The organism is Microlunatus sp. YIM B11417 (assembly GCF_059617205.1).
In genome coordinates, this window is record NZ_JCAMPJ010000001.1 from 1 (window position 1) to 20,283 (window position 20,283).

At 68.5% G+C, this 20,283-nt stretch carries 25 protein-coding genes; 12 read left to right on the top strand and 13 right to left on the bottom strand.

Annotated features, from left to right (window positions below; all coding sequences use genetic code 11):
* From AC6CCG_RS00005 to AC6CCG_RS00020, 4 genes are all read left to right on the top strand, one after another.
* The coding region (locus AC6CCG_RS00005; protein ID WP_496652372.1) for a hypothetical protein at positions 1 to 187 on the top strand (187 nt) is incomplete at its 5' end.
* Between the two features lie 25 nt (positions 188 to 212).
* Positions 213 to 620 (top strand): VOC family protein, encoded by a 408-nt coding sequence (locus AC6CCG_RS00010; protein WP_496652373.1) that lies wholly within the window; start codon positions 213 to 215, stop codon positions 618 to 620.
* A 203-nt stretch (positions 621 to 823) separates the two neighbouring features.
* On the top strand, positions 824 to 1,435 hold the full coding sequence (locus tag AC6CCG_RS00015) for a hypothetical protein (RefSeq protein ID WP_496652374.1): 612 nt from the start codon (positions 824 to 826) through the stop codon (positions 1,433 to 1,435).
* A gap of 100 nt (positions 1,436 to 1,535) precedes the next feature.
* Complete coding sequence (locus AC6CCG_RS00020; RefSeq protein WP_496652375.1) at positions 1,536 to 2,519, top strand: phosphotransferase family protein; 984 nt, start codon at positions 1,536 to 1,538, stop codon at positions 2,517 to 2,519.
* Between the two features lie 21 nt (positions 2,520 to 2,540).
* Here the strand turns inward: AC6CCG_RS00020 and AC6CCG_RS00025 are convergent, their stop codons facing one another.
* The 3 genes from AC6CCG_RS00025 to AC6CCG_RS00035 all read right to left on the bottom strand — a co-directional run bounded on the left by AC6CCG_RS00025 (position 2,541) and on the right by AC6CCG_RS00035 (position 5,426).
* A complete protein-coding gene (locus AC6CCG_RS00025; protein WP_496652376.1) occupies positions 2,541 to 3,953 on the bottom strand; it encodes a serine hydrolase domain-containing protein in 1,413 nt (470 codons plus the stop codon).
* A 68-nt stretch (positions 3,954 to 4,021) separates the two neighbouring features.
* Positions 4,022 to 5,032 carry an aldo/keto reductase gene (locus AC6CCG_RS00030; RefSeq protein ID WP_496652377.1) on the bottom strand — a complete coding sequence of 337 codons (1,011 nt, stop codon included), beginning with the start codon at positions 5,030 to 5,032 and terminating at the stop codon, positions 4,022 to 4,024.
* Positions 5,033 to 5,180: 148 nt separating this feature from the next.
* Entirely contained in the window at positions 5,181 to 5,426 is a 246-nt protein-coding gene (locus AC6CCG_RS00035) for a VOC family protein (RefSeq protein ID WP_496652378.1), read from the bottom strand.
* 115 nt (positions 5,427 to 5,541) lie between these two features.
* Here AC6CCG_RS00035 and AC6CCG_RS00040 point away from each other — a divergent pair, with 115 nt between their 5' ends.
* Both AC6CCG_RS00040 and AC6CCG_RS00045 read left to right on the top strand, forming a co-directional pair.
* Positions 5,542 to 5,898: a hypothetical protein gene (locus AC6CCG_RS00040; RefSeq protein WP_496652379.1), complete on the top strand. Its 357-nt coding sequence runs from the start codon at positions 5,542 to 5,544 to the stop codon at positions 5,896 to 5,898.
* Positions 5,899 to 5,976: 78 nt separating this feature from the next.
* Positions 5,977 to 6,642, top strand: coding sequence for an HAD family hydrolase (locus tag AC6CCG_RS00045; protein WP_496652380.1), 666 nt, complete (start codon positions 5,977 to 5,979; stop codon positions 6,640 to 6,642).
* A gap of 23 nt (positions 6,643 to 6,665) precedes the next feature.
* Here the strand turns inward: AC6CCG_RS00045 and AC6CCG_RS00050 are convergent, their stop codons facing one another.
* From AC6CCG_RS00050 to AC6CCG_RS00060, 3 genes are all read right to left on the bottom strand, one after another.
* Entirely contained in the window at positions 6,666 to 8,312 is a 1,647-nt protein-coding gene (locus AC6CCG_RS00050) for an alkaline phosphatase D family protein (protein ID WP_496652381.1), read from the bottom strand.
* A 119-nt stretch (positions 8,313 to 8,431) separates the two neighbouring features.
* Entirely contained in the window at positions 8,432 to 8,962 is a 531-nt protein-coding gene (locus tag AC6CCG_RS00055; RefSeq protein ID WP_496652382.1) for a ricin-type beta-trefoil lectin domain protein, read from the bottom strand.
* A gap of 11 nt (positions 8,963 to 8,973) precedes the next feature.
* Positions 8,974 to 9,150 (bottom strand): hypothetical protein, encoded by a 177-nt coding sequence (locus tag AC6CCG_RS00060; RefSeq protein ID WP_496652383.1) that lies wholly within the window; start codon positions 9,148 to 9,150, stop codon positions 8,974 to 8,976.
* Positions 9,151 to 9,236: 86 nt separating this feature from the next.
* Between AC6CCG_RS00060 and AC6CCG_RS00065 the strand changes: the two genes are divergently transcribed.
* Complete coding sequence (locus AC6CCG_RS00065) at positions 9,237 to 9,812, top strand: dihydrofolate reductase family protein (protein WP_496652384.1); 576 nt, start codon at positions 9,237 to 9,239, stop codon at positions 9,810 to 9,812.
* Between the two features lie 98 nt (positions 9,813 to 9,910).
* Positions 9,911 to 10,513 carry a dihydrofolate reductase family protein gene (locus AC6CCG_RS00070; RefSeq protein ID WP_496652385.1) on the top strand — a complete coding sequence of 201 codons (603 nt, stop codon included), beginning with the start codon at positions 9,911 to 9,913 and terminating at the stop codon, positions 10,511 to 10,513.
* Positions 10,514 to 10,559: 46 nt separating this feature from the next.
* Here AC6CCG_RS00070 and AC6CCG_RS00075 read toward each other — a convergent pair whose 3' ends face one another.
* Positions 10,560 to 11,465 (bottom strand): LysR family transcriptional regulator, encoded by a 906-nt coding sequence (locus AC6CCG_RS00075; protein ID WP_496652386.1) that lies wholly within the window; start codon positions 11,463 to 11,465, stop codon positions 10,560 to 10,562.
* A gap of 151 nt (positions 11,466 to 11,616) precedes the next feature.
* Between AC6CCG_RS00075 and AC6CCG_RS00080 the strand changes: the two genes are divergently transcribed.
* Positions 11,617 to 12,252 (top strand): dihydrofolate reductase family protein, encoded by a 636-nt coding sequence (locus AC6CCG_RS00080; protein WP_496652387.1) that lies wholly within the window; start codon positions 11,617 to 11,619, stop codon positions 12,250 to 12,252.
* A gap of 16 nt (positions 12,253 to 12,268) precedes the next feature.
* On the opposite strand, the gene AC6CCG_RS00085 is transcribed toward AC6CCG_RS00080, so the two are convergent.
* The gene (locus tag AC6CCG_RS00085) at positions 12,269 to 12,919 is read right to left on the bottom strand and encodes a maleylpyruvate isomerase family mycothiol-dependent enzyme (RefSeq protein ID WP_496652388.1); all 651 of its coding nucleotides are present in this window, start codon (positions 12,917 to 12,919) and stop codon (positions 12,269 to 12,271) included.
* Between the two features lie 53 nt (positions 12,920 to 12,972).
* Between AC6CCG_RS00085 and AC6CCG_RS00090 the strand changes: the two genes are divergently transcribed.
* Positions 12,973 to 13,644 carry a winged helix-turn-helix transcriptional regulator gene (locus AC6CCG_RS00090; RefSeq protein ID WP_496652389.1) on the top strand — a complete coding sequence of 224 codons (672 nt, stop codon included), beginning with the start codon at positions 12,973 to 12,975 and terminating at the stop codon, positions 13,642 to 13,644.
* An 89-nt stretch (positions 13,645 to 13,733) separates the two neighbouring features.
* Positions 13,734 to 14,276, top strand: a complete 543-nt coding sequence (locus AC6CCG_RS00095) for a dihydrofolate reductase family protein (protein ID WP_496652390.1) — start codon at positions 13,734 to 13,736, stop codon at positions 14,274 to 14,276.
* 4 nt (positions 14,277 to 14,280) lie between these two features.
* Here the strand turns inward: AC6CCG_RS00095 and AC6CCG_RS00100 are convergent, their stop codons facing one another.
* From AC6CCG_RS00100 to AC6CCG_RS00110, 3 genes are all read right to left on the bottom strand, one after another.
* A complete protein-coding gene (locus tag AC6CCG_RS00100; RefSeq protein WP_496652391.1) occupies positions 14,281 to 15,936 on the bottom strand; it encodes an arylsulfatase in 1,656 nt (551 codons plus the stop codon).
* A gap of 49 nt (positions 15,937 to 15,985) precedes the next feature.
* Positions 15,986 to 17,407: a sulfatase-like hydrolase/transferase gene (locus tag AC6CCG_RS00105; RefSeq protein WP_496652392.1), complete on the bottom strand. Its 1,422-nt coding sequence runs from the start codon at positions 17,405 to 17,407 to the stop codon at positions 15,986 to 15,988.
* A 220-nt stretch (positions 17,408 to 17,627) separates the two neighbouring features.
* Complete coding sequence (locus AC6CCG_RS00110) at positions 17,628 to 17,987, bottom strand: MmcQ/YjbR family DNA-binding protein (RefSeq protein ID WP_496652393.1); 360 nt, start codon at positions 17,985 to 17,987, stop codon at positions 17,628 to 17,630.
* Between the two features lie 157 nt (positions 17,988 to 18,144).
* On the opposite strand from AC6CCG_RS00110, the gene AC6CCG_RS00115 reads away from it, so the two are divergent.
* Positions 18,145 to 18,975 carry an endonuclease/exonuclease/phosphatase family protein gene (locus tag AC6CCG_RS00115; protein ID WP_496652394.1) on the top strand — a complete coding sequence of 277 codons (831 nt, stop codon included), beginning with the start codon at positions 18,145 to 18,147 and terminating at the stop codon, positions 18,973 to 18,975.
* Between the two features lie 99 nt (positions 18,976 to 19,074).
* Here AC6CCG_RS00115 and AC6CCG_RS00120 read toward each other — a convergent pair whose 3' ends face one another.
* Both AC6CCG_RS00120 and AC6CCG_RS00125 read right to left on the bottom strand, forming a co-directional pair.
* On the bottom strand, positions 19,075 to 19,503 hold the full coding sequence (locus AC6CCG_RS00120; RefSeq protein ID WP_496652395.1) for a hypothetical protein: 429 nt from the start codon (positions 19,501 to 19,503) through the stop codon (positions 19,075 to 19,077).
* Between the two features lie 19 nt (positions 19,504 to 19,522).
* Positions 19,523 to 20,176 carry a hypothetical protein gene (locus AC6CCG_RS00125; RefSeq protein WP_496652396.1) on the bottom strand — a complete coding sequence of 218 codons (654 nt, stop codon included), beginning with the start codon at positions 20,174 to 20,176 and terminating at the stop codon, positions 19,523 to 19,525.
* Positions 20,177 to 20,283 lie beyond the last annotated feature (107 nt).

Sequence of the window (20,283 nt, forward strand, 5' to 3'; positions counted from 1 at the left end):
GGCGGTCGAAGCCGGAGTTGGCGGGGCCGGCGATGTAGCCGTCCAGGGATACCGAGGCCTGGGCGATGATCTTGGTCATGGTGAACCTCCGAAGGGTGTTGTTTCCGACCGGGTAGACCGGCAGGTCGTCGAGAACTCATCGGGTGCAAGGCCGATGAGTACCGTCCGCCGCGCCGGTCTCACCTGACAACCAACCATGAGGGAGATCGATCATGATCGAGATGAAGTTCGAACTGGTGCCGGTTCCGGTTGCCGACATCGACCGGGCGAAGGCGTTCTACACCGAGAAGCTCGAGTTCGTCGTCGACGTCGATGTCGAACCGAAGCCGGGGATCCGGGTGGTGCAACTCACCCCGCCGGGCTCCGCCTGCTCGATCACCCTGTGCTCGGGACTTCCCGATCTTGCCGACCAGGTGCCGGGTTCGCTCCGCGCGCTGCACCTCGTCGTTGCCGACGCGCGCAAGGCCCGGACCGAACTGGCTGCCCGAGGCGTCGAGCTCGGGGAGGTCGACGAGCACCCCGGCGGCATGCTCTTCGTGCCCTTCGCCGATCCGGACGGCAACACCTGGGTGTTGCAGGAGATGCCGTGGCGGTCCGGCGATTTCGCACCCGCCGGTTGATGCGCCGCCGGGTTGATCGCGGCGGCGAGACCGGCCCCCGACGCTGAGTCTGCGGGTACCCAGGGAGGGCCGGCCCGTTGATGTCCACGGTAGGCCCGATTCCCCGTCTGCGCAGGACGAACGCGAAAGTGGCGAAGGTAATCCGGCCTGTTGTTACCGTGAGCCGGCACCGCTGTTCCCCACCTGCGACCGGGAGGCACACCATGATCATCAAACCAGTTCGGATCGTCGCGGCGTCGGTCCTGATCGGTCTGGCGATCACCGGCACCGGCTGCGGCCTGCTGCCCGCCCAGGAGGACACCAAGGTCCCGGCGCCCTGCTCCGACTACACGGCCGCCCTGTGCACGGAGCCGCCGTCCCCCTCTCCGTCCTCGTCGGCGTCCTCGTCGCCGTCGTCCGGCCCGTCGGAGTCGGCCGGAGGTACGGGCTGGGACTATCAGGAGGGGACCGCGGACGACGGCGACCGCTACCGCAGCGCGACGATCGCCGACTCGACCGGCAAAGTCCGGCTGGTCTTCGCGGAGTACGAGACGTGGGGCGAGACCGCCTATCTCGAGTTCAGCGACGGCACCGTCGACTGCCCGACCGGCTGCACCGCCACCGTGTCGGTCGACGGCGGTGCCCCGAAGAAGGTCCAGGCGTCGCGGCCCGAGACGCCCGAGGAACGGCTGGCGCTGCGCGAGCCCAAGACGTTGTTCGCGGCGCTGGTCGGCGCGACGACGGCCACGCTGACCGTACCGCTGGAATCCGGGACCAGCACGATCACCGTCGAGGTCGGCGGGCTCGACCCGGAGCAGTTGCCCGGCTGGCTGTAGGGCCGGATTCGACTGATCAAGATCCTTGGTTGATCGTCGAGCCGGGCGGCTCCGCGGAAAGCCGGTCGCTCGGGCTCATGATCTGTCCTACGGTCGGGGGATGCCGGAGCGCGAAGTCAGGTCACCGTCCGACGTCGACCGCAGTCAGCACCTCGCGGCGCTGCACCGCGCGTGGGCGACGCCGTTGGACGTTGTGGCGGCTGTGGTCGGCGAGGTGACGGACGCGCCGATTGTGGAGTGCCGCCGCATCGTCGACGGCGAGGTGAACGAGGTCTACGACGTCACGGTGGACCAGGGCTCGTCCTTGATCATCCGCATCGCGCACCAGGGATCCGATGATCATGATCGGGAGGCGTGGGTTCTCGGTGAATGCGCGGCGCGGGGCATCCGGGCGCCCCGGGTTCACGCCGTCCGTCGCGTCCAGGTCGGGAGCGAGCAGCGCTCCGTCATGGTGATGGAGAAGCTGCCGGGTGCTCGCCTCGCTGATCTTGATCCCCGCGACGTCGACGTACGCCGCGTGCTGGAGGAGGTCGGGGCATGGTTGAAGCAGCTCCACACCATCCCGGTGCGAGGCCTCGGCAGCCTCGACGGCTCCGGGGCAGGCCGGTACGAGACGGTGGAGGAGTGGCTGGCCCACGTGAACTCCGAGGCGGACGCGTTCGAGGAAGCCGGCCGCTCCGTCGGCTTCGAGACGGCGACGATCCGAGGCTGGCTCCGGGAGATCGTCGACGCGTTCCGGGCAGCCCCGCCGCGGATGACGCTGAGCCACAACGATCTCCTGGCCGTACACGTCCTGGTGCACGAGGGAAGGCTGTCGGGGATCATCGACTTCGGCGTGGTCTCGGCCGAACCTGCCGCCAACGACTTCGCCCTGTGGGACTTCCGGGAAGGCCGGCGTTTCCCGGTCGAGTGGATCCAGTCCGGTTACGGCGACCCCTCGGTGTTCGAACCTCCGAACGACCGCACCTACCGTGCGCTGTGGCTCCTGCACGGCCTTTGGTACGTGCGGCACTACCACGTGACGGGATTCCCTCCCGGCGTCGAAGCGGGCCGGGCCCGCCTGCTGAGGGGACCAGGGCGGTAGCCCAGCAAGATCACTCGGGAATCAGGTCCAGGGGCTGCGCATCTCGGGCAGCGGAAGCCGGTGCAACGGAGGCTCCCGCCAGCCGACCTCGGCCGTCCCCTCGGCGAGGCGGCAGGTGATCATGAGCCGATGCGGTGTGGCGAGCATGATCATCTCGGCCCGGAAGGTCCGGTCATCCAGCCAACCGCCGGAGCAGGCCGTCGGCGCCGGTCGTTCGGACACCGCCCAGCGTCCGGTGCCGACCTGGGCGGTCTGGGTCCCCGCCGCGGTGGTCAGTTCCAGCAGTGGCTCGCCGTCACCGCTCAGCAGCCGTACCGCATCGGCCACGTACGGACCCTCGGCGGGATTCGTCACCGCGAAGACACTGTCGGTCCACGGGTCGATGCCGCCGGGTGGTGTCGCCGACGCGGCCGCCGGCGCCAGTGCGAGCGCGCGCAGTCGCTCCGCCAGCCGTTCGTCGGCGGCCGGGCCGTCGGACGAGCCGAAGGCCGGCAGCAGGTGGGTCCAGACGGCGTCGAGCAGAGCCTGCATGTCGAGGGTCGCGGACGTGATCGCCACCACCGCCTCCTGCTCGGGGAGCACCAGACAGAACTGGCCGTACGCGCCGTCGCCGCGAAAGCCGTGCCGCGACTGCCAGAACTGGAAGCCGTACCCCTGCTGCCAGTCGACGGCGGGCTCCCGTGCGGTGGCGACCTGAACCCGCGTCGCTTCCCGTACCCACGCGGCCGGGAGCAACGGCCGGCCCTGCCAGACGCCGCCCTGGAGGTAGAGCTGGCCGAGCTTGGCGATGTCCTCGGTCCGGGCGTGCAGCCCGCTGAAGCCGAGCTCGCGGCCCTGGTCATCGCTCAGCCAGCCGACCTCACCGATGCCGAGCGGCTCGAACAGCCGCGGCCGCAGATACTCGGTCAGCCGCATCCCGGCCCTCCGCTGCACCACGGCGGCGAGCGAATAGGTGCACGGTTGGTTGTACGCGAACACGGTGCCCGGCTCCTCCTCCGGCGGAGAGAGCAGGAACCCACGGATCGGCTCGTCCGGATCGACCTGACGCGCCGTCTCGATCATCTCCTGCCGGTGCCCGCTGGCCATCGCGGCGACGTGCCGCAGCAAGATCGCTCGGCTCCGTCGATCGGTGATCTCCGCGTCGAACTCCGGGAAGTGGGAGATCAGCGGATCGTCGAGGTCCAGCAGTCCCTCGGCGGCGGCCAGTCCGGCCGCGGTCGAGGCGAAGCTCTTGCTCAACGAATAGAGCAGGTGGACGCGCTCGGCGCTGTACGGCTCCCACCAGCCCTCGGCGACCACGGAACCACGGCGCACGATCATCAAGCTGTGCAGTTCGAGGTCCGCGATCGCCTCCGCTGCATCGAGGAAGGCCTGCACGCCGGCGGAACTGACCTGCTGGTCGGACGGCTGGCTGCGGGGGAGTCGGAAGGTCATGATCGCAGCATCCCTCACGATGATCATCTCGTCGACCCCCGAGCTCGCCGGGCAAGATCGGGCCGCCGTCAGCGGCGTTCCGGCGAGTCGGCCAGCAGCTCGGTGATCTTGGTCGCCTCCGGCTCCGGCAGTGGGCCCAGGTCGAGCACGGCGGTGTTCTCCTCGGCTTGGGCCACGGTACGGATGCCGGGCAGCGGGATGATCATGGAATCCAGGGCCAGCAGATAGCCGAGGGCTCCCTGGACCAGGGTCCGGCCGTCGGTGGTGAGCAGTTCACGTACGGTGGCCAGGCGGTCGATCCAAGCGGGCATCGTGTCGGCGTCGAAGTAGTCCCACCACGGCGTGTCCAGCCGGACATCACCCGGCTGGGGACGGCGGTCGGCGGCGTACTTGCCACTGAGCAGCCCCATCGCCAGCGGTGATCGCGCGAGCATCGCCAGTCCGGCGCCGCGGGCGGCGGACAGCGTGGCTTCGGTCCAGCCGAAGACGTTGATCTGGGTCTGCACGGTGTGGCAGTGGGGCGAGCCGGCGAACACCTCGACGATCTCCGGAGCATCCTGCGCGGTGCCGAAGGCGCGGATCTTGCCGGCGGTCACCAGCTCCTCGCAGGTGGCGACGACGTCCTCGGCGTGGGCCGGGCTCTCGGCGCCGTTGTGCAGCTGGTAGACGCCGATGCTGTCGATGCCCAACCGCCCGAGACTCGCGTCGCATTCGGCCCGGATGGCGGTGGGGCTGACATCGCTGCCGCCGCCGCTGCGGCTCTGCTCGTCGTACACGTTGCCGAACTTGGTCGCGATGATGATCTTGTCCCTGGCCGCACTCGGCAACTGCGCCAGGGCCTGGCCGATGATCCGTTCGGAGTGGCCGGTGCCGTAGGTGGGTGCGCTGTCGATCAAGGTGACGCCGGCGTCGATCGCGGCGTGCAGGGCGCGGACACTCTCGGCGTCGTCGACCTCGCCCCAGCCGGCGTCGCGGCCGTTGAACGTGAACGGCCCGCCGAGCGCCCAGGTGCCGATGCCCATCGCGGACACCTCAGGTCCGTGGGCTCCGAGGGTACGGGTCGGGGTGGTGCTGATCATGATCTCTCCAGTCGAGTTCGGTACGGTAAAAGGAATCGCCGTCGCTCAGCAGAGCCCGACCGTCGTCGTCGCGGCCGTTCTGTGTGCTCCAGCACCGACCCTGCCTCCTGGAGTGCACTCCAGGTCAAGCCGTACGACCGGAAGATTCTCAGCCCACGAAGGCGATCGCGTTCCCGTCCGGGTCTCGCACGATGAAGTCCGTACCGCCCCACGCCTGTTTGGTCAGCTTCTGCACGATCTCGACATCGGCGGCCCGATACTCCGCGTACAGGTCGCGGACGTTCGGCGTCTCGACGAACGCCATGATCAACTCTTCCCGGTCCGCGGCACCGGCCGCGAACACCGGCTCGTCCACGTGCTTCAGGTGCAGGGTCGCGCCGTTACGCGGGTTCACACCCGGTCGTAGGGCGCAACGGCATCGCAGCCGAAAGGGCAAGGCCCACCTACTTCACGACCGAAGGGGAGCGCCATGACCAAGCTCGAAACGTACATGAACGAGGTCGGGCCCGGTGGTGGCGGCACGCTCGTCATGGGCGGGGTCGCATCGACTCGCCGGTCGCTACGGCAGCGGCCGGGTGCTCGACGGTCGGGGCAGGGTGCTGAAGGGTTCGAGCCTTCTCTACCAGGAGTGCCGCTATCTCCGTGAGTTGACCTCGGCGGGCGACGCCGTGGAGCGCAGACGATCGTTTATGGACCGCGAGACCGAGGTCGACGGCGTTGGCCTGCGGGTGATCGAGTTGACCGGTAAGCCCGGCGACGTGGTTCTCATCCATCCCTGGCTGGTCCACGCGGTTGCACCGAATGCGGCAGTTGCGCCCCGGTTCATGCGCGCACCGGTGTTCGCGCGCCGCGAGAGCTTCGGCTGAGGCCGACCCGCGTCATCCGCGGCGGTCCGGGCCGGGAGCCTCCAAGATCGTCGGTACGGGCGGGTACGGTTCTGCGGCATGGGGAAGCAGGCGGGGCCGCACATCGTCTGGGACTGGAACGGGACCCTGTTCCACGACATCGATGCGGTGATCGGGGCGACGAACGCGGCGTTCGCCGAGCTGGGGCTGGACCAGATCACGCCGGAGCGGTATCGGGAGCTGTACTGCGTGCCGGTGCCGAGGTTCTACGAGCGGTTGATGGGGCGGCCGCCGACCGACGCCGAATGGGTGGTCATGGACGAGACGTTCCATCGGTACTACGCGGCGCAGCGGGTGCGGTGCGGGCTGGCCGAGGGCGCGGCGGAGTTGCTCGCGCAGTGGCGGTCGGCGGGTCGCAGCCAGTCGCTGCTCAGCATGTACGGGCACGACGAGCTCGTACCGCTGGTACGGGGCTTCGGGATCGAGGCGCATTTCCTCCGGGTGGACGGGCGGACCGGGCCGTCCGGCGGCAGCAAGGCCGAGCACATGGTGCGGCACCTCCAGGCGCTGAGCGGAGTGGAGGCCTCGCGGACCGTCGTGATCGGGGACGCCACCGACGATGCCGTGGCAGCGCGGAGCGTGGGGGCGTCGGCGGTGCTCTACACCGGCGGTTCGCACAGCCGCGCCGGGCTCGAACAGGTGGGGGTGCCGGTGGTCGATACGTTGCGGGAGGCGGTCGCGGTGGCGGAGAGCCTGGTCGGGTGATGCCGGGGCGGGCCGGCCGAGGGTCAGTACGCGACGGCTCCGATGGTTCCGGCGGCCGTCCGCGACCGCCATTGTGAGGTGACCGCCCCGGTCGCGACGTTCGTCTGGTGGGTCACCAGGTAGTTCGAGTAGAACGTCGAGCCGTTGGCGGCGCAGCGGAGGTAGCCCTTGAGCGGTTGCGGCTGGGGTGAGCGTCCGGAGGTGTCGTCGCGCAAGCCCATCCAGGCGAAGATCGCGGGATTGGCGTTGAGGCGGCTGGTCCAGTTCACGCCGCTGTAGCTCGACATGGACGGGCCGCAGAACTCGGTGGCGACGAAGCTGCGGTCGGCGGGGTCGGTGCGTTGGACGACCTTGGCGGCGAACGGGCAGTGCACGTCCCCGCTGATGATCACCGGGTTGAAACCGTCGTGCTGATCAAGACGGGCTCGGAGGGCCCCGGTGATCCGTTCCCGCTCGACCGGATACGCGTTCCAGTTGGCCCGGCCGGCCGGTACCGGTTGGCCGTCCGAGCCGATGGCGGCCCAGTAGGTGCTGAGCGGGCTGGTCGTACCGAACACGGTCCAGGAAGCGCTGCTGGTCTGGATCGTCGACAGGGTGCGGGTCACCTGGGCCGCTCCGAGCATGGTCGGGCTGGTCCCGTCCGGGTCGGTGCGGTCCTGGCGGCAGTCCCAGAGGACGAGGCTCAGGTGGCTGCCCCACCGTACGGTCTTCTCGATGGTCAGCCGCTTCTTGTCGCTGCCGGTGGGTGCCGACGGTGCCGGCCCCCGGACGGGCATGTTCTCCCAGTACGCCTGGAGTCCCCAGTTCAGCTGATTCAGAGCGGTGTCGCCTGCTGTGCCGGTCCCGTAGTTGTCCGGGATCTCCGCGCCGTTGAAGTCGTTGGCGACTTCATGATCATCGATCACGGCGTAGGTGGGGTACGAGCGCCGGCAGCGTTGCAGGGCGTCGCGCGTGAGATACCAACCCCAGCGTTGCCGGTAGTCGGCCAGGCTGGCGCAGTAGCGAGGGGGGACGGTGTTGACGTGTCCCTCGCGGTAGATGTAGTCGCCGAGATGGACCATGAAGTCGACCGGGTTGTCCTGCAGGTGCTCGTAGCCGTGCCAGTAGCTGGTGCCGTTGTTCGCTGCCGTGTCCGTGGCGGCGCTCTGACAGCTCATGACCGCGAAGTTGACCTGGACGTCGGCCGTCGCCGACGGTGCGGTCCGCGTGCTGCCGATCCAGGTGCGGTACGACGTGTCGGGGATCGAGAACACGTACCAGTACTGGGTTCCCGGTTGCAGCGGCCCGCCGCCGGAAGCCGTCTTGACGTCGACGTGGACCGACCAGTGCTGGTCCGAGCGGGCGATCGCCGTACCCGAGTAGAGCGTGTTCACGTTGTCGCGTACGTCTTCGTACGTCCCGGCCAGCCGCCAGCTGACGTTGATCTGGCTGGGCTGCCCGGCCATGCCGGCGTCGGCAGCCGCCGGGTTGGGGGCGAGGCGGGTCCACAGGACGACCGAGTCCGTCGTCGGATCGCCGCTGGCCGATCCGAGCTTGAACGGGTCGGACGTGAAGGCGGCCTGCGCGGTCTGCGTCTGGAGCGCGGTCCCCACGACGGTGCCCGCGAGCCCCGTTCCGGAAAGGGCGACGAAACGCCGGCGGTTGAGGGGAATGGTCGCATCGTTGCCCATGACCGGGGATCCTGGCATGCGTGTGACGCATTGTCCAGAGATTCATGCATATTACGCATTCACGTTGTTCCGGGGTGGAACGGCCGCGTGCACTGTCGTCAGCGCACGCGGCCCGTGGCTCACCAGTACGTCACCCGCCACGTCTGGTAGATCGACGTCAGGCACGGCACGGCCCGGATCTGGGACCCGATGGGGCCGCTGGTGACACAGGTCCCGCGAGCCTTGTTCTGGATCGCCAGATTCGTGTGGGTCCAGTAGTCGTACCGTTCCAGCTCGCAGCTCTCCAACCGGATCGCCGTCCCGTCCGAGAGACGCCGCTCCGAGACGCAGTAGCCGGTCTCGAGATTGATCAACCAGCCGCCGTTCCACCAGCCCCACTTCTGTCCCGCATCCCTGTCGTTGCACTCACCGTGGTACACGCGATAGTTCCCGTCGGTGGACGAGTCCAGGCAGTATCCGGTGAATCCGTTCCTGATCTTGAACGGTCCCGGCGTTCCGGGTGGATAGTCCAGCGTCGAAGCCAGTGGCTCGGGGTACGGAACTCTCGGCTGCGCAGCGCTCACGCCGGAGCCGGCCGCCAGGAGGAACAGCGCCAGGAACGCCGCCGCAAGAACGTGGAGGCCGAGCCCGAGTCGCCGGGATGTAGGCACGTGAAGTCCTTTCAGTCGTTGATCTTGAGTGACAGGGCGCCCGCTCGCCCCGTACTCTGATCCTTGATCAACTCAGTCCGCAGCGGCAGCGACTCTCGGTCACCGATGACGATGACACCTGTCAGGACGTCCTTGATCATCGTGGCCTGATCGTCGTCCGGTCGGGTGTGTTCTGCACAGATCTGCATGACAGGGCGTTCCTGCGGGCGGGCCGCGGCGCGCTCCTAGGTTGTGAGGGATGGGTCGAGACCGGCCCCGAAGTGAAGGAGAACTGATGGCGTCCACCGTGCTGTACATGTCGATGTCGTTGGACGGCTACATCGCCGGACCCCATGATCATCCGGGCAACCCCGGCGGCGACGGGTTCGACCGACTGCACGACTGGATCTGGACGAAGGACTGGCAACGGAAACCCGGCGTCGCGACCGAACTCGGCGAGGAAGGTGATCGCACCGGTGCGATGATCTCGGGCCGGCGGACCGCCGAACAGGTCAATCACTGGAATGGGGACAACCACGACGGGGTGCCGATCTTCGTCGTCAGCCGCCGGCCGCCGGATCCGTTGGTGGCGAAGTTCCCGTTGGTGCGGTACGTGACCGACCTCGAAGCCGCAGTGTCCCAGGCCAAGGAAGCCGCCGGCGGACGTGACGTCCTGATGCACGGCGCCGTCATTGCGCAGCGGGCGCTCGAGGCGGGCCTGCTCGACGAGCTGCAGCTCCACCTGGTGCCGGTGCTGTTCGGCGGCGGGCTGCGCCTGTTCGACGTCCTGCCGAGTCGGATCGAACTGGACGTCGTGCGGGTGATCGACACCCCGGAGGCCACCCACCTCCGCTACCGCGTCCGTCGTTGATCGTCGCGACGGACGGCCCTCCTCCTTGCCCGCTGACCCGATGAGTTCGCGGCCTTCGGCTGGTCCAAGCCGAGGGCACCCGAGGAAAGGACACCGCCATGGCAGAGCTTCTGGTCGACTTCATCACGTCTCTTGACGGCTACGCCTCCGGCGAGGGCTGGCCGGGGTTCTGGGGTCTCGAGGGACCCGAGTATCTCGCCTGGCTCGGCGAGCAACCCGAGGCCACGTACCTGATGGGCGCGAAAACGTACCGCTTGATGTCGGGCTTCGCGGCCGGGGACGTCCCGAGCGGCCAGGACGAGTTCAGGCCGGAGGAAGAGGAGTCCGTCGACGAACTCACCCGGGCATCCAAGGTGGTGTTCTCCTCCTCGCTCGAGGAGCCGCTGACCTGGGCCAACGCGACACTCGTCCGCGGCGACGCCGTCGCAGCGGTCCGCGCCATGAAGGAGAACCAGACCGGGCTCCTCAGTACGATCGGCAGCCTCAGTCTCTGCCGGTCCCTGCTGAAGGCCGGTCTGGTCGACCGCTTCCGGGTCGGGATGTTCCCGGTGATCACCGGGGCCACCGGCGAGGAACGGATCTACGACGGCTACCCGGATGTTGCCCTCGAGATGATCGATCACCGTACGTTCGACGGCGGCATTCAGCTGGTCGAGTATCGGCCACGCGTGCTCGAGCACCCGCCGCTCGCCCGCGCCTGACGGCTGCCCTGAGCCCAGGATGATGATCTTGTGACGTCGCGGGCCGTCACAAGGTGCTCATGGTGCGAACGGGTGGTGGCTCGTCGGCCGTCGGGGCTGCTTCGGCGAGTGCGGTCAGGAGGGCGGCGGTGGCCGGTGGGTCGGGTGGATCGCCGTAGGTGGCTGCGTAGATGTGTTGGCCGGCGCCGGGGATCTCGGTTGCGTGGATGCCTTCGATGCGGTGGGCGCGTAGGGCCAGTCCTGGGCTGGTGGTGACGCCGAGGCCGGCGGCGACGAGGGCTTGCATGACGACGACGTTGTCGGAGGTGTAGCCGATGGTGGGCTCGAAGCCGGCGTCGGCGCACAGGGCGACCAGGTGGGCGCGGCAGCGGTCGCAGCCGGCGATCCAGGTGGCGTCGCGCAGGGCTGCGAGGGGCTGGTCGGGTTGTGTGGACAGGACGTACAGGGGATCGTCGAGCAGGTGGTGGAGTCGGATGTCGCGGGGTTCGGGGTCGGTGTCGCCGTAGCGGAAGATGATCGCGACATCGATCTTGCCCGCTCGGAGCAGGGCGATCGCTTCCGGTGGCTGGGTGTTGGTCAGGCTGAGCTGCAGGCCGGGGTGGCGAGCGGCCAGGATTGCTGTGGCGCGGGGGATCAGGGAGCCGATCACGGAGGAGAAGCCGGCGACGCGGACGCGGCCGTTGGTGAGGCCCACGTGGGCTGCCAGTTCGCTGTCGGCGGCGTCGATCCTGCCGATGATCTCGGCTGCTCGGGTCGCGAGGAGTTCTCCGGCGGGGGTGAGTCGGACCCGTCGGCCGGCGCGTTGGAGCAGTTGCGCTCCGGTCTCGGCCTCGAGCCGTGCGAGGTGGTGGCTGACCGTCGGCTGTGAGTAGTGCAATGCTCTGGCCGCGGCGGTGACCGAGCCGAGTCGAGCCACGGCGTCGAGGACTCGGAGTCGGGTGACGTCCAACATGTATCGACGATATCTATGTCCCGGTATGACATTTGACATTGGACGGATGACTGATGCGGGGGCACGCTAATGATCATGGCCGGGTCGGCGCCCTGCCCACCTGACAACGAGGTCAGCGCTCTTGATCATCGACAGCACTGAGGAGCCAGCCATGTCGCTCGTCCGAGTCCAGGCCTTCTGCATCTCACTCGACGGTTTCGGGACCGGTGACGGTCAGAGCAAGGACCTTCACTTCGGCCATGCCGGCGACCGCCTGCATCAGTGGCGCTTCGACACCGAGTCCTGGCAGCAGACCAGTGGCAGCCGCGGCATCGACAACCTCTTCGCTCTCGAGACCGGTAAGCCGATCGGCGCCGAGATCATGGGAGCCGGGAAGTGGGGCCACCCCGGCTGGGAGGACGATCCGGACTGGAAGGGTGCCTGGGGCCCGAATCCGCCGTTCCACACGCCTGTCTTCGTGCTCACCCACCATCCCCGGCCGCCGATCGAGATGGAGGGCGGCACCACCTTCAACTTCCTCGACGCCACGCCGGAGAAGGCCCTGGAGGTCGCCCGTGAGGCCGCCGGGGACAAGGACGTACGGATCGGCGGCGGACCCACCGTGATCCGCGATTTCCTGGCTGCCGGGCTGATCGACGTCATGACGGTCGCCGTGGTGCCGATCTTCCTCGGCCGGGGTAAGCGTCTGTGGGACGGGCTCGAGGGCGCCGAGAAGCTTTACAACATCGAATCCGTCACCTCGCCGACCGGCATCATCCACCTGGTCCTCACCCGCAAGGACGGCTGAGCGGACCCCGCGGCGGTCAGGTCCGGTCCGCGGCATCCTTGATCAACTTCGGTACGCCCTCGCCGGCGAAACGATCCGCCGGCACCGGCCGCCCGGTGATCACCAGCAGCAGATCGATCACGGAGCCGTGGATCTCGGGCCCGCTGCCCCAGGCCTGCCCGGCGTCGGTGCCGACGAGCCGTACCCCGTGGGCGAGCTCCTTGCTGCCGCCCATCGCCGCGCCGGTGCGCAGCTGATACTCCAGGGCTGCGACCACGCCCTCGATCGGGTAGTCGGCCCGGATCCCCAGCGGCCGGCGGATGTCCTCGCCGTGCACGTACGCCTCGACGAAGCGGGTCGCCAGGTCGGCGGGCGGTGTCGAGGTGAGTCGTTCGACGGCCCGGAACGCGGCCAGGGTCTCGGCGGGGTCGGCGCGCTTCTCCCGAGCCAGGCCGGTCGCGTTGTCGCGATCGAAGTCACCGCGCGCCGCGATCATCCGGCGGACGAAGCCGAGTCGGGTCGTCCGCGCCGAGTCGACCAGGTGAGCCAGCGCGTCGTGCACGGTCCACGCCGCGCAGAGGGACGGCGTATCCCACTGCTCCGGTCGCACCTTGGCCAGGTCGGCGGCCAGGGCGCGGCGTTCGGCATGGACGAGGGGCCAGGCGGTCGCCGGTCGAAGCTTGATCATGCAACTACTAAAACTGTAGTCGACACTATCTGTCAAGTAGTAGGATGTCGATCATGGCATCCCGAAGGTCGTACGCTTCGTACAGTGACGGCTGCGCCTCGGCGCACGCCTTGGACCTGATCGGCGAGCGGTGGGCGCTGCTCATCGTGCGTGAGCTGCTGCTCGGACCGAAGCGGTTCGGCGACCTGCAACGCGACGTGGTCGGCATCGGCCCGACCGCCCTGACGCAACGGTTGCACCACCTGGAAGAGGTGGGGATCGTGGTGCGGAGCCGGCTGCCGGAGCCGGCCCGGGTGATGGTGTACGACCTCACCGCCTGGGGCCGGAAGCTCGAGGCGGTCAATGCGGCGCTGTCGAACTGGGCCGTGGAGTCGCCGTCGCTGCCGTTACAGGCCGACATGAGCCCCGACACCGTGGTGCTGGCCATGCGCGCGCACGCCCGGCCCAGCCCGACTCGCCGCCGTCCCGTCGCGGTCGGCCTGCGCCTCACCGACTCGCGGATCGAGGGCTCGGAGCCGGTGACGTACCGGGCGGTCGTGGGGCCGGAGGGTACGACGATCGCGAAGGCGCCCGACCTTGGCGAGGTGGCGGCGTTGGTGAGTACGACCACGGCGGCCTGGAAGGGCTGCATCATCGCCGGTGCGGAGCTCGACCCGGACTCGGTCGAGGGCGACTCGGCAGCCGTACGTTCCTTGATCAACGCGACCCGGCTGGAAATCTCCTGAAGCGGTTGTCGATCCGGTCGATCGTCGTTCGACCTACGGATGACAACCCACCAAGCCGGGCTCGTCCCGGATGATCAAGGAGAACGACCATGGGATTCATCAAGGCCAGCCTGTTCATCTCGCTCGACGGCGTCATCGAGGCGCCCGAGTCGTGGCACTTCCCGTACTTCGATGATCAGATGGGCGAGGTCGTCGGCCGGCTGATGGGCGAGGCCGAGGCCACGCTGATCGGCCGCAAGACCTACGACGGATTCGCGGCATACTGGCCCGACGCCGACCCGAGCGACCCGACCACCGACCTGATGAACAACGCCCGCAAGTACGTCGTGTCGAACACCCTGACCGACCCGACCTGGCAGAACACCACCGTGATCAACGGCGACATCGCCGCCGAACTCACGCGGCTCAAGGAGACCACGAAGCTCGGCACCACCGGCAGCGCGAGCCTGGTCCGCTGGCTGGTCGAGCAGGGCCTGGTCGACGAACTGCACCTACTGGTCCACCCGATCGTCGTCGGCCACGGCGAGAAGCTGTTCACCGACGGCGAGACCGTACCCCTGAAGCTGCTGTCCTCGAACCCCTTCGACTCCGGCGTCCTCCACCTCGTCTACACCAACGCCGACCCGGAATGATCACTCAGTCGAGGGATCCTTCGATCACACCACCGTGGACCTTCTTGTCCCATGGGTCGACGAAGGTTCGCTGAGCCCACTGTTCGTACTGCCGCGTGAGCTCGGTGATCTTGTCCGGGTGGGCGTCGGCGAGGTCGGTGGTCTCCGTGCGATCGGTGCCGAGGTGGTAGAGCTCGGGGCGTTCCTGGAACCGGGCGACGAGTTTCCAGTTGCCGTCGCGGATGGCGCGGTTCCCCTCGTGTTCCCAGAACAGGGGTGCCTCCCGTCGCAACGGCCGCCCTTCGAAGGCCGGCGCGAACGAGCGGCCCTCGGCCGGCAGGATCGCGGTGCCGTTGAACTCGCGCGGATAGTCGGCCGCGCCGAGTTCGGCCAACGTCGGCATCAGGTCGATCACGTGACCCGGCTCGCGGCTGATCGTTCCGTTGACCGCGGGATCGATGCCGCGCGGCCAGTGCGCGATCAAGGGCGTCGCGATCCCGCCCTCGGACGTGTAGTGCTTGAAGTACGAGAACGGGGTGTTCTGCAGTGTGGCCCAGTTGAGGCCGACCCAGACATCTGAGGCGGCGCTGCCCGGCGTGCCGGTCCCGGTCCTGCCGTCGGGCCCGGCCTCCGCGTTGCCACCGTTGTCGGAGACGAACAAGATCAACGTGTTCTCGTACGCTCCGGTGATCTTGAGGTGGTTGATCAGCTTGCCGATCGCCCGGTCCAGCCGGAAGATCGCGGCGGCGTAGACCGCCATCATGGTGTCGAATCGTTCTCGGTGTTCGGCGGTCAGCCGATCCCAGTCGTAGGCGTACCGCAGTGCCGGCGACAGTCGTTCGGTCGGGCCGGCGATGCCGAGTTCGCGTTGACGGGCGAAGCGCGCGTTGCGGGGCGGCTCCCAACCGTCGAGGTAGCGCCCCTTGAACCGGGCGATGTCCTCCGGTGGCGCCATCAGGGGAAAGTGCGGTGCGCAGAACGGCAGGTAGTGGAAGAACGGTCTGCCCTGGCGCGCCGCCTCGTCGATGAACTTCGTGCACCAGTCGACCAGGAGGTCGGATCCGTACCAGTAACCGGTGCCCACCTCGTCGGAGTTCAGCGGGACCGGTCGGCCGTCGATGTGGACGGCGCCTTTCGGCTGGTCCCGGAAGTAGGTGCCGCCGACGGGGACGAACGAGCGCTGGAAGCCGCGCTCCCACGGCGGCGTGCCGTGGCCGAGGCCGAGGTGCCACTTGCCGGACATCGACGTGTGGTAGCCGGCCGCGCCGAGCACCTCGGCCAGTGTCACCGACCGGTCGAGCAGCCGCCCGAAAGTGCCGCGCGAGTCCGGCTTGACGATGTTGTCCAGGGCGCCCATGCCTGCCTGGTGCGGGTACAGTCCGGTCAGCAGCGAGGCCCGCGACGGGCTGCAACGGGCACAGTTGTAGAACTGGCTGAATCGCAGCCCGCCGGCCGCCAGCGCGTCGAGGTTCGGGGTCGGGATCTCGCTGCCGAAGCAGCCGATGTCGGAGAACCCCATGTCGTCGGCCAAGATCACGATGATGTTCGGGCGGTCCGTGGCCTCCTCCGCTCGGGCGCCCGGAGATGCTGCCACGGAAAGGCCCGCGGCTCCGGAGGCCAGGGCGAGTCCGCTGCCCACCAGGGCGCGCCGGGAGAAGGTCGGGTCGGTCTGCTGAGTCATCGCGGCTGCTCCTTCGCGGTACGGCGGATGATCATGAGCGGTGCGCCGGTCAGTGCGCGATCTTGATCGGAAGTGGCCGGCGCCAGGCCTCCAGGCGTTCGACCAGGGTGCGGGTGACCTGCGGCTCGCGGTCGGCGAGGTTCGTCGCCTCGGTCGGGTCGCTCGTCAGGTCGTACAGCTCCGGGTCGCGTCCGTCCGACTCGGCGAGCAACTTCCAAGGTCCGGACCGGATGGCGAAGCTCGGGCTTGCGTTGGCCGGCACCTGCTCGGGCGCGCGGAAGGCGCCGAAGGTCCAGAACAGGGCCGGTCGCTCCGTGATCGGTTGTCCCCGCCACGCCGGCAACAGGCTGATCCCGTCGCGGCGGCCGGGCAGCCCCAGGCCGGCGGCCTCGGCGAGGGTCGGTGCAAGATCAACGGCGTGGCAGACCGTACGGTCATCCACGCGGCCCGCCGGCACGCGGCCGGGCCAGCGGATCAACAGCGGCTGCCGGATCCCGCCCTCGTACAGGCTGCCCTTGCGGCCACGGTACGGCCCGGCCGAACCCGGCCGTTGGGCGCCGGCGGTCGGGCCATTGTCCGAGGTACAGACGATCAAGGTGTCGTCCAGCAGACCAAGATCATCCAAGGCGCTGGTGAGCCGTCCGACCTCGGCGTCCAGCGCGACCAGGACGGCCAGGAACCGTTCCTCCTCAGGGGTTCGGCCCAGACCGGCGACCTGCTCCAGCTGTTCGGCGCTCGGCACCCACTGCGAGTGCACGTCGCCGGGCCAGAGCTGGAGGAACCACGGCCGGTCGCGGTGCCGTTCGACGAAGTCGATCGCCTTGTCGACGAAGCGTTCCGTGATCGCTGACTTGGGCAACTGGTCGATCGAACCCTGGCCAAGCGCGATGCTCGCCGCCGCGAGCCCGGCATCGGTGTCGGTGGGCACCACGCGCGGGCCGAGCCCTTCGAACTGCGTGTAGCTCTCGTCGAAGCCGTACGCGGCCGGCCACGGCGCATCGCCGACATCGCGTCCGCCGCCGAGATGCCACTTGCCGAAGTGACCGGTCGCGTATCCGGCGTGTTTCAGCGTCCGTGGCAGGGTGGGCACGGCGGCGTCGAGCCAGTCCGCCTGCCCGGCCTGCGCGTTGTGTTCCCGCGTGGCCAGGAACGTGACGATCCGATTCCGGGCCGGGTACTGCCCGGTCAGCAGCCCGGCCCGCGACGGCGAGCAGATCGGTGCGGCGTCGTAGAACTGGGTCATCAGCATGCCCTCGGCGCCCAGCCGGTCCAGATTCGGAGTCCGTACCAACGGGTTGCCGGTGATCGACAGGTCTCCGTACCCCATGTCGTCGATCAGGATGAACAGGAGGTTGGGCCGCCGCCCGGTTCCAGTTTCGGCGCCTGCCCTGGACCCGGTCGCCCAGGTCAGCCCGGCCAGCGCCGCGGAGGCCCCGACGCCGATTGCCGTACGTCTGCTGGTTGTCGCCATCGCAGTCCCCTCACGCCGTCGTCAGTTCGCCGCACACCTCGCATCCCCCGTCTGATGATCATCGGGGTGTCACGGTCCGCGAACCCCGGTCGACGGAGGTATCTCGGTTTGAACGTTAAGGCACGCACCCTGTTGCCGAGAACCCCTTGCGAACAACGTTTTGCATCGTGGCAGAAGTTGCGCGCTCGCGGTGGGGTGGATCAAAGATGATCAAGGTCGATCAGCGCGGGCCGTCGGGATGGGTGAGATCGTAGGCGCGGGCGACCTTCTGCGGCACCACCATCCGCCAGGCGTCCACGACAAGCTCGCGGGCCTCGGTCGCGTCCAGTGCGGCGAGCTCGGCGTGCACCCAGTTGAACCGCAGGTCGCGCTCCAACGGGAGGCTGAACTTGTGCGGCTCGCCCGCGACGAGAGCGGCGCGCTCCTCCTTCGGGAAGGCGAACTCCATCACGGTCTCGTCGAGGGAGAACGCGACGTAGACGATCTGCTTGACCCGGAACTTCAGGCGCCCGCGTACGTAGACCGGGTAGGAGCGGTCCAGTTCCGAACCAAGATCGCGTACGTCCTCGATCGTCGCCATGATCCGTACCTGCCTCTCCTCATCGACCTGTAGACCAATCAGTCTACCTTTCACTGACGGTGCCGAGAACGCGATGACCGAAACCCGCCAGAGTCGGGAGACGGGCCGTGCTTGACTCGAAGGTCGAGCCCGAGTCGACCGAGAAGGGATCGGAAGGATGACGGACAGCACACTGCGAGCGATGACCTGGAACCTCTGGTGGCGGTTCGGTCCGCGTTGGCGCGACCGGCAGCCGGGGATCCTGGAGACCCTGCGCCGGGTCGATCCGGACGTCATCGCCCTGCAGGAGGTCTGGGCCGACGGCAGTTCGAGCCAGGCCGAGGAACTGGCCGCGGCGCTCGGAGACCAGGCCCGTTTCGCCTCCCCGTCCTATCCGCTGCCGCCGCGGCAGCCGGAAGATCAAGATCACGTTGGTGTCGACCTGGGCCTCGCCGTCCTCAGTCGGTGGCCGATCCTCGACACCCGCGTCAGCGTCCTGCCCGCCCGGCACCGCGCCTGGGACCCGGTGTCCCTGATCGTCCGGGTGGACCATCCCACCGGCCCGTTGCCGATCGTCGCCACCTGCCTCGACTACGGCGTCGCCTACACCGACGACCGGATCGCGCAAGGCCGAGCGATCGCAGACCTGGCCACCGACCCCTCTTGCGACGGCCCCTGCCCGGTTCTCCTGCTCGGCGACCTCAACGCCGCGGCCGATTCCCCGACCCTGCGCTACGTCGGCGACGTCCTGGTCGACGCCTGGGTCGCCGGCGGCGGTGATCCTGAGGCGATCACCCTCCCCTCGAGCCACCCGTCCGCCCCGCTCGAAGCCGGCCCGCAGCTGATCGACCAGCGGATCGACCACATCTTCTACCGTCCGGGTCACGAGGATCAGGACGTGATCGTGGAAGGCGTCCGGATCGTCGGCGACCCCGTGGACGGAATCCACCCCTCCGACCATCGAGCCGTGGTCGCCGACCTCCGCTGGCGCAACCGCATCCCGATCTGACCTAGACGTATTGATACAGACGTATTGATACAAGGGATTCGAGCACGTAGTCGCCTTGGAGGGTCGACCCCGGACCTGTTGGCGGAGGCTCCTCGGTGTTTACCCGAGCTGCTCCGTCGCGGCCGCGATGATCCCGTCTCGCTGACCGTCGGGCGCTGTGGCCCGCGCCTCGTAGATTCCGTCCAGGGCTGCGGTCTCTGCGTCGGGGTCGAATGCGTAGGACAGCGCCGACACGGCTCGTGCCTGGGCGAAGCGGGTCGAGTACTCCTCGTTGCGGCCCGCGTCTTGCAGGTCGAAGGCCTCGTCGTCCAGACGCTCTGCGAGTTGATCTAGCAGCCGTTGCCTATCGGCATCCGCCGCGCCCGACTGCAAGGCGTTGAGGGCTTCAGTAACGCTGTCGTCCGAGACTCCAGTTGCGTCGATGACGAACATCGCCGCAGCGGCCACGGCGGCGCGCTGTCGTTCCGGCGACGCCGCGCGAATCCGAGCGGCCAAGCTCACCTCGACACTGTCGAGTCGCGTCGTCATTGGTCCTCCTTCACGTTCTTCAGCGGGCTTGCAGGCTCAGCGCCGGCGGCGGCAACCCTATCGGCGCAGGGTGGACAGATGGGGCGGCCCGCCGCGATGTGCGATGGGCGGATGTCTCTGGCATCCATGTGGTCAAGGATCGACGTCTCAGCATGGCCACGGCCTCGGCGATCTCTTCTCCTGCGGCGAGTTGGAGCGGCTTGCGCAGGTAGCCGTTGTCCTCGCTCGTGCCGATCACCACTCGGGTGCCGCCGCCCATGTCCGTGCCGACGCCGACCCCCATCGTGATGCGTCCGCGTCGCGCCTCCGGAAGGAGCGCCTGGAGTTCGGCGGCACGTTGTTCGGCGTACTCCTTGGGCTGGTCATGTGCCGCGCGGATCGCCTCCGGCCGATCCTCCGACTTCTTACCGTCGCCCTCGCTGACAGGCTCGGGCTCAGTGTTCGCGGCGGCTGCCTCAGGAGTCCTGGCCTTTGTAGCTTCCTCGGCCCGCTTCGCCTGCTGGAATCGGATCTCGGCGCCGGTACGCCCCTGGGCATCGGTGACGACCGACCTCCGGGAAGCCGGATCGATGACAGGTCCGTCAGCCTCGGAAACCCTGGCCTCAGCTTCGTCGATTCGCTTGTTCCGTAGGAATCGAAGCTCGGCAGCTGTCATGCCGTTGGAGTCCCGCATGCTGGGGTCTCGCCGACGCCGCTCCTCTGCCGCTGCTTCCCTCGCTGACTCTCCTGATTCCACCCTTTTGTACTCGGCGGCGTTCCGTCCGTTGTCGTCCCTTCGCT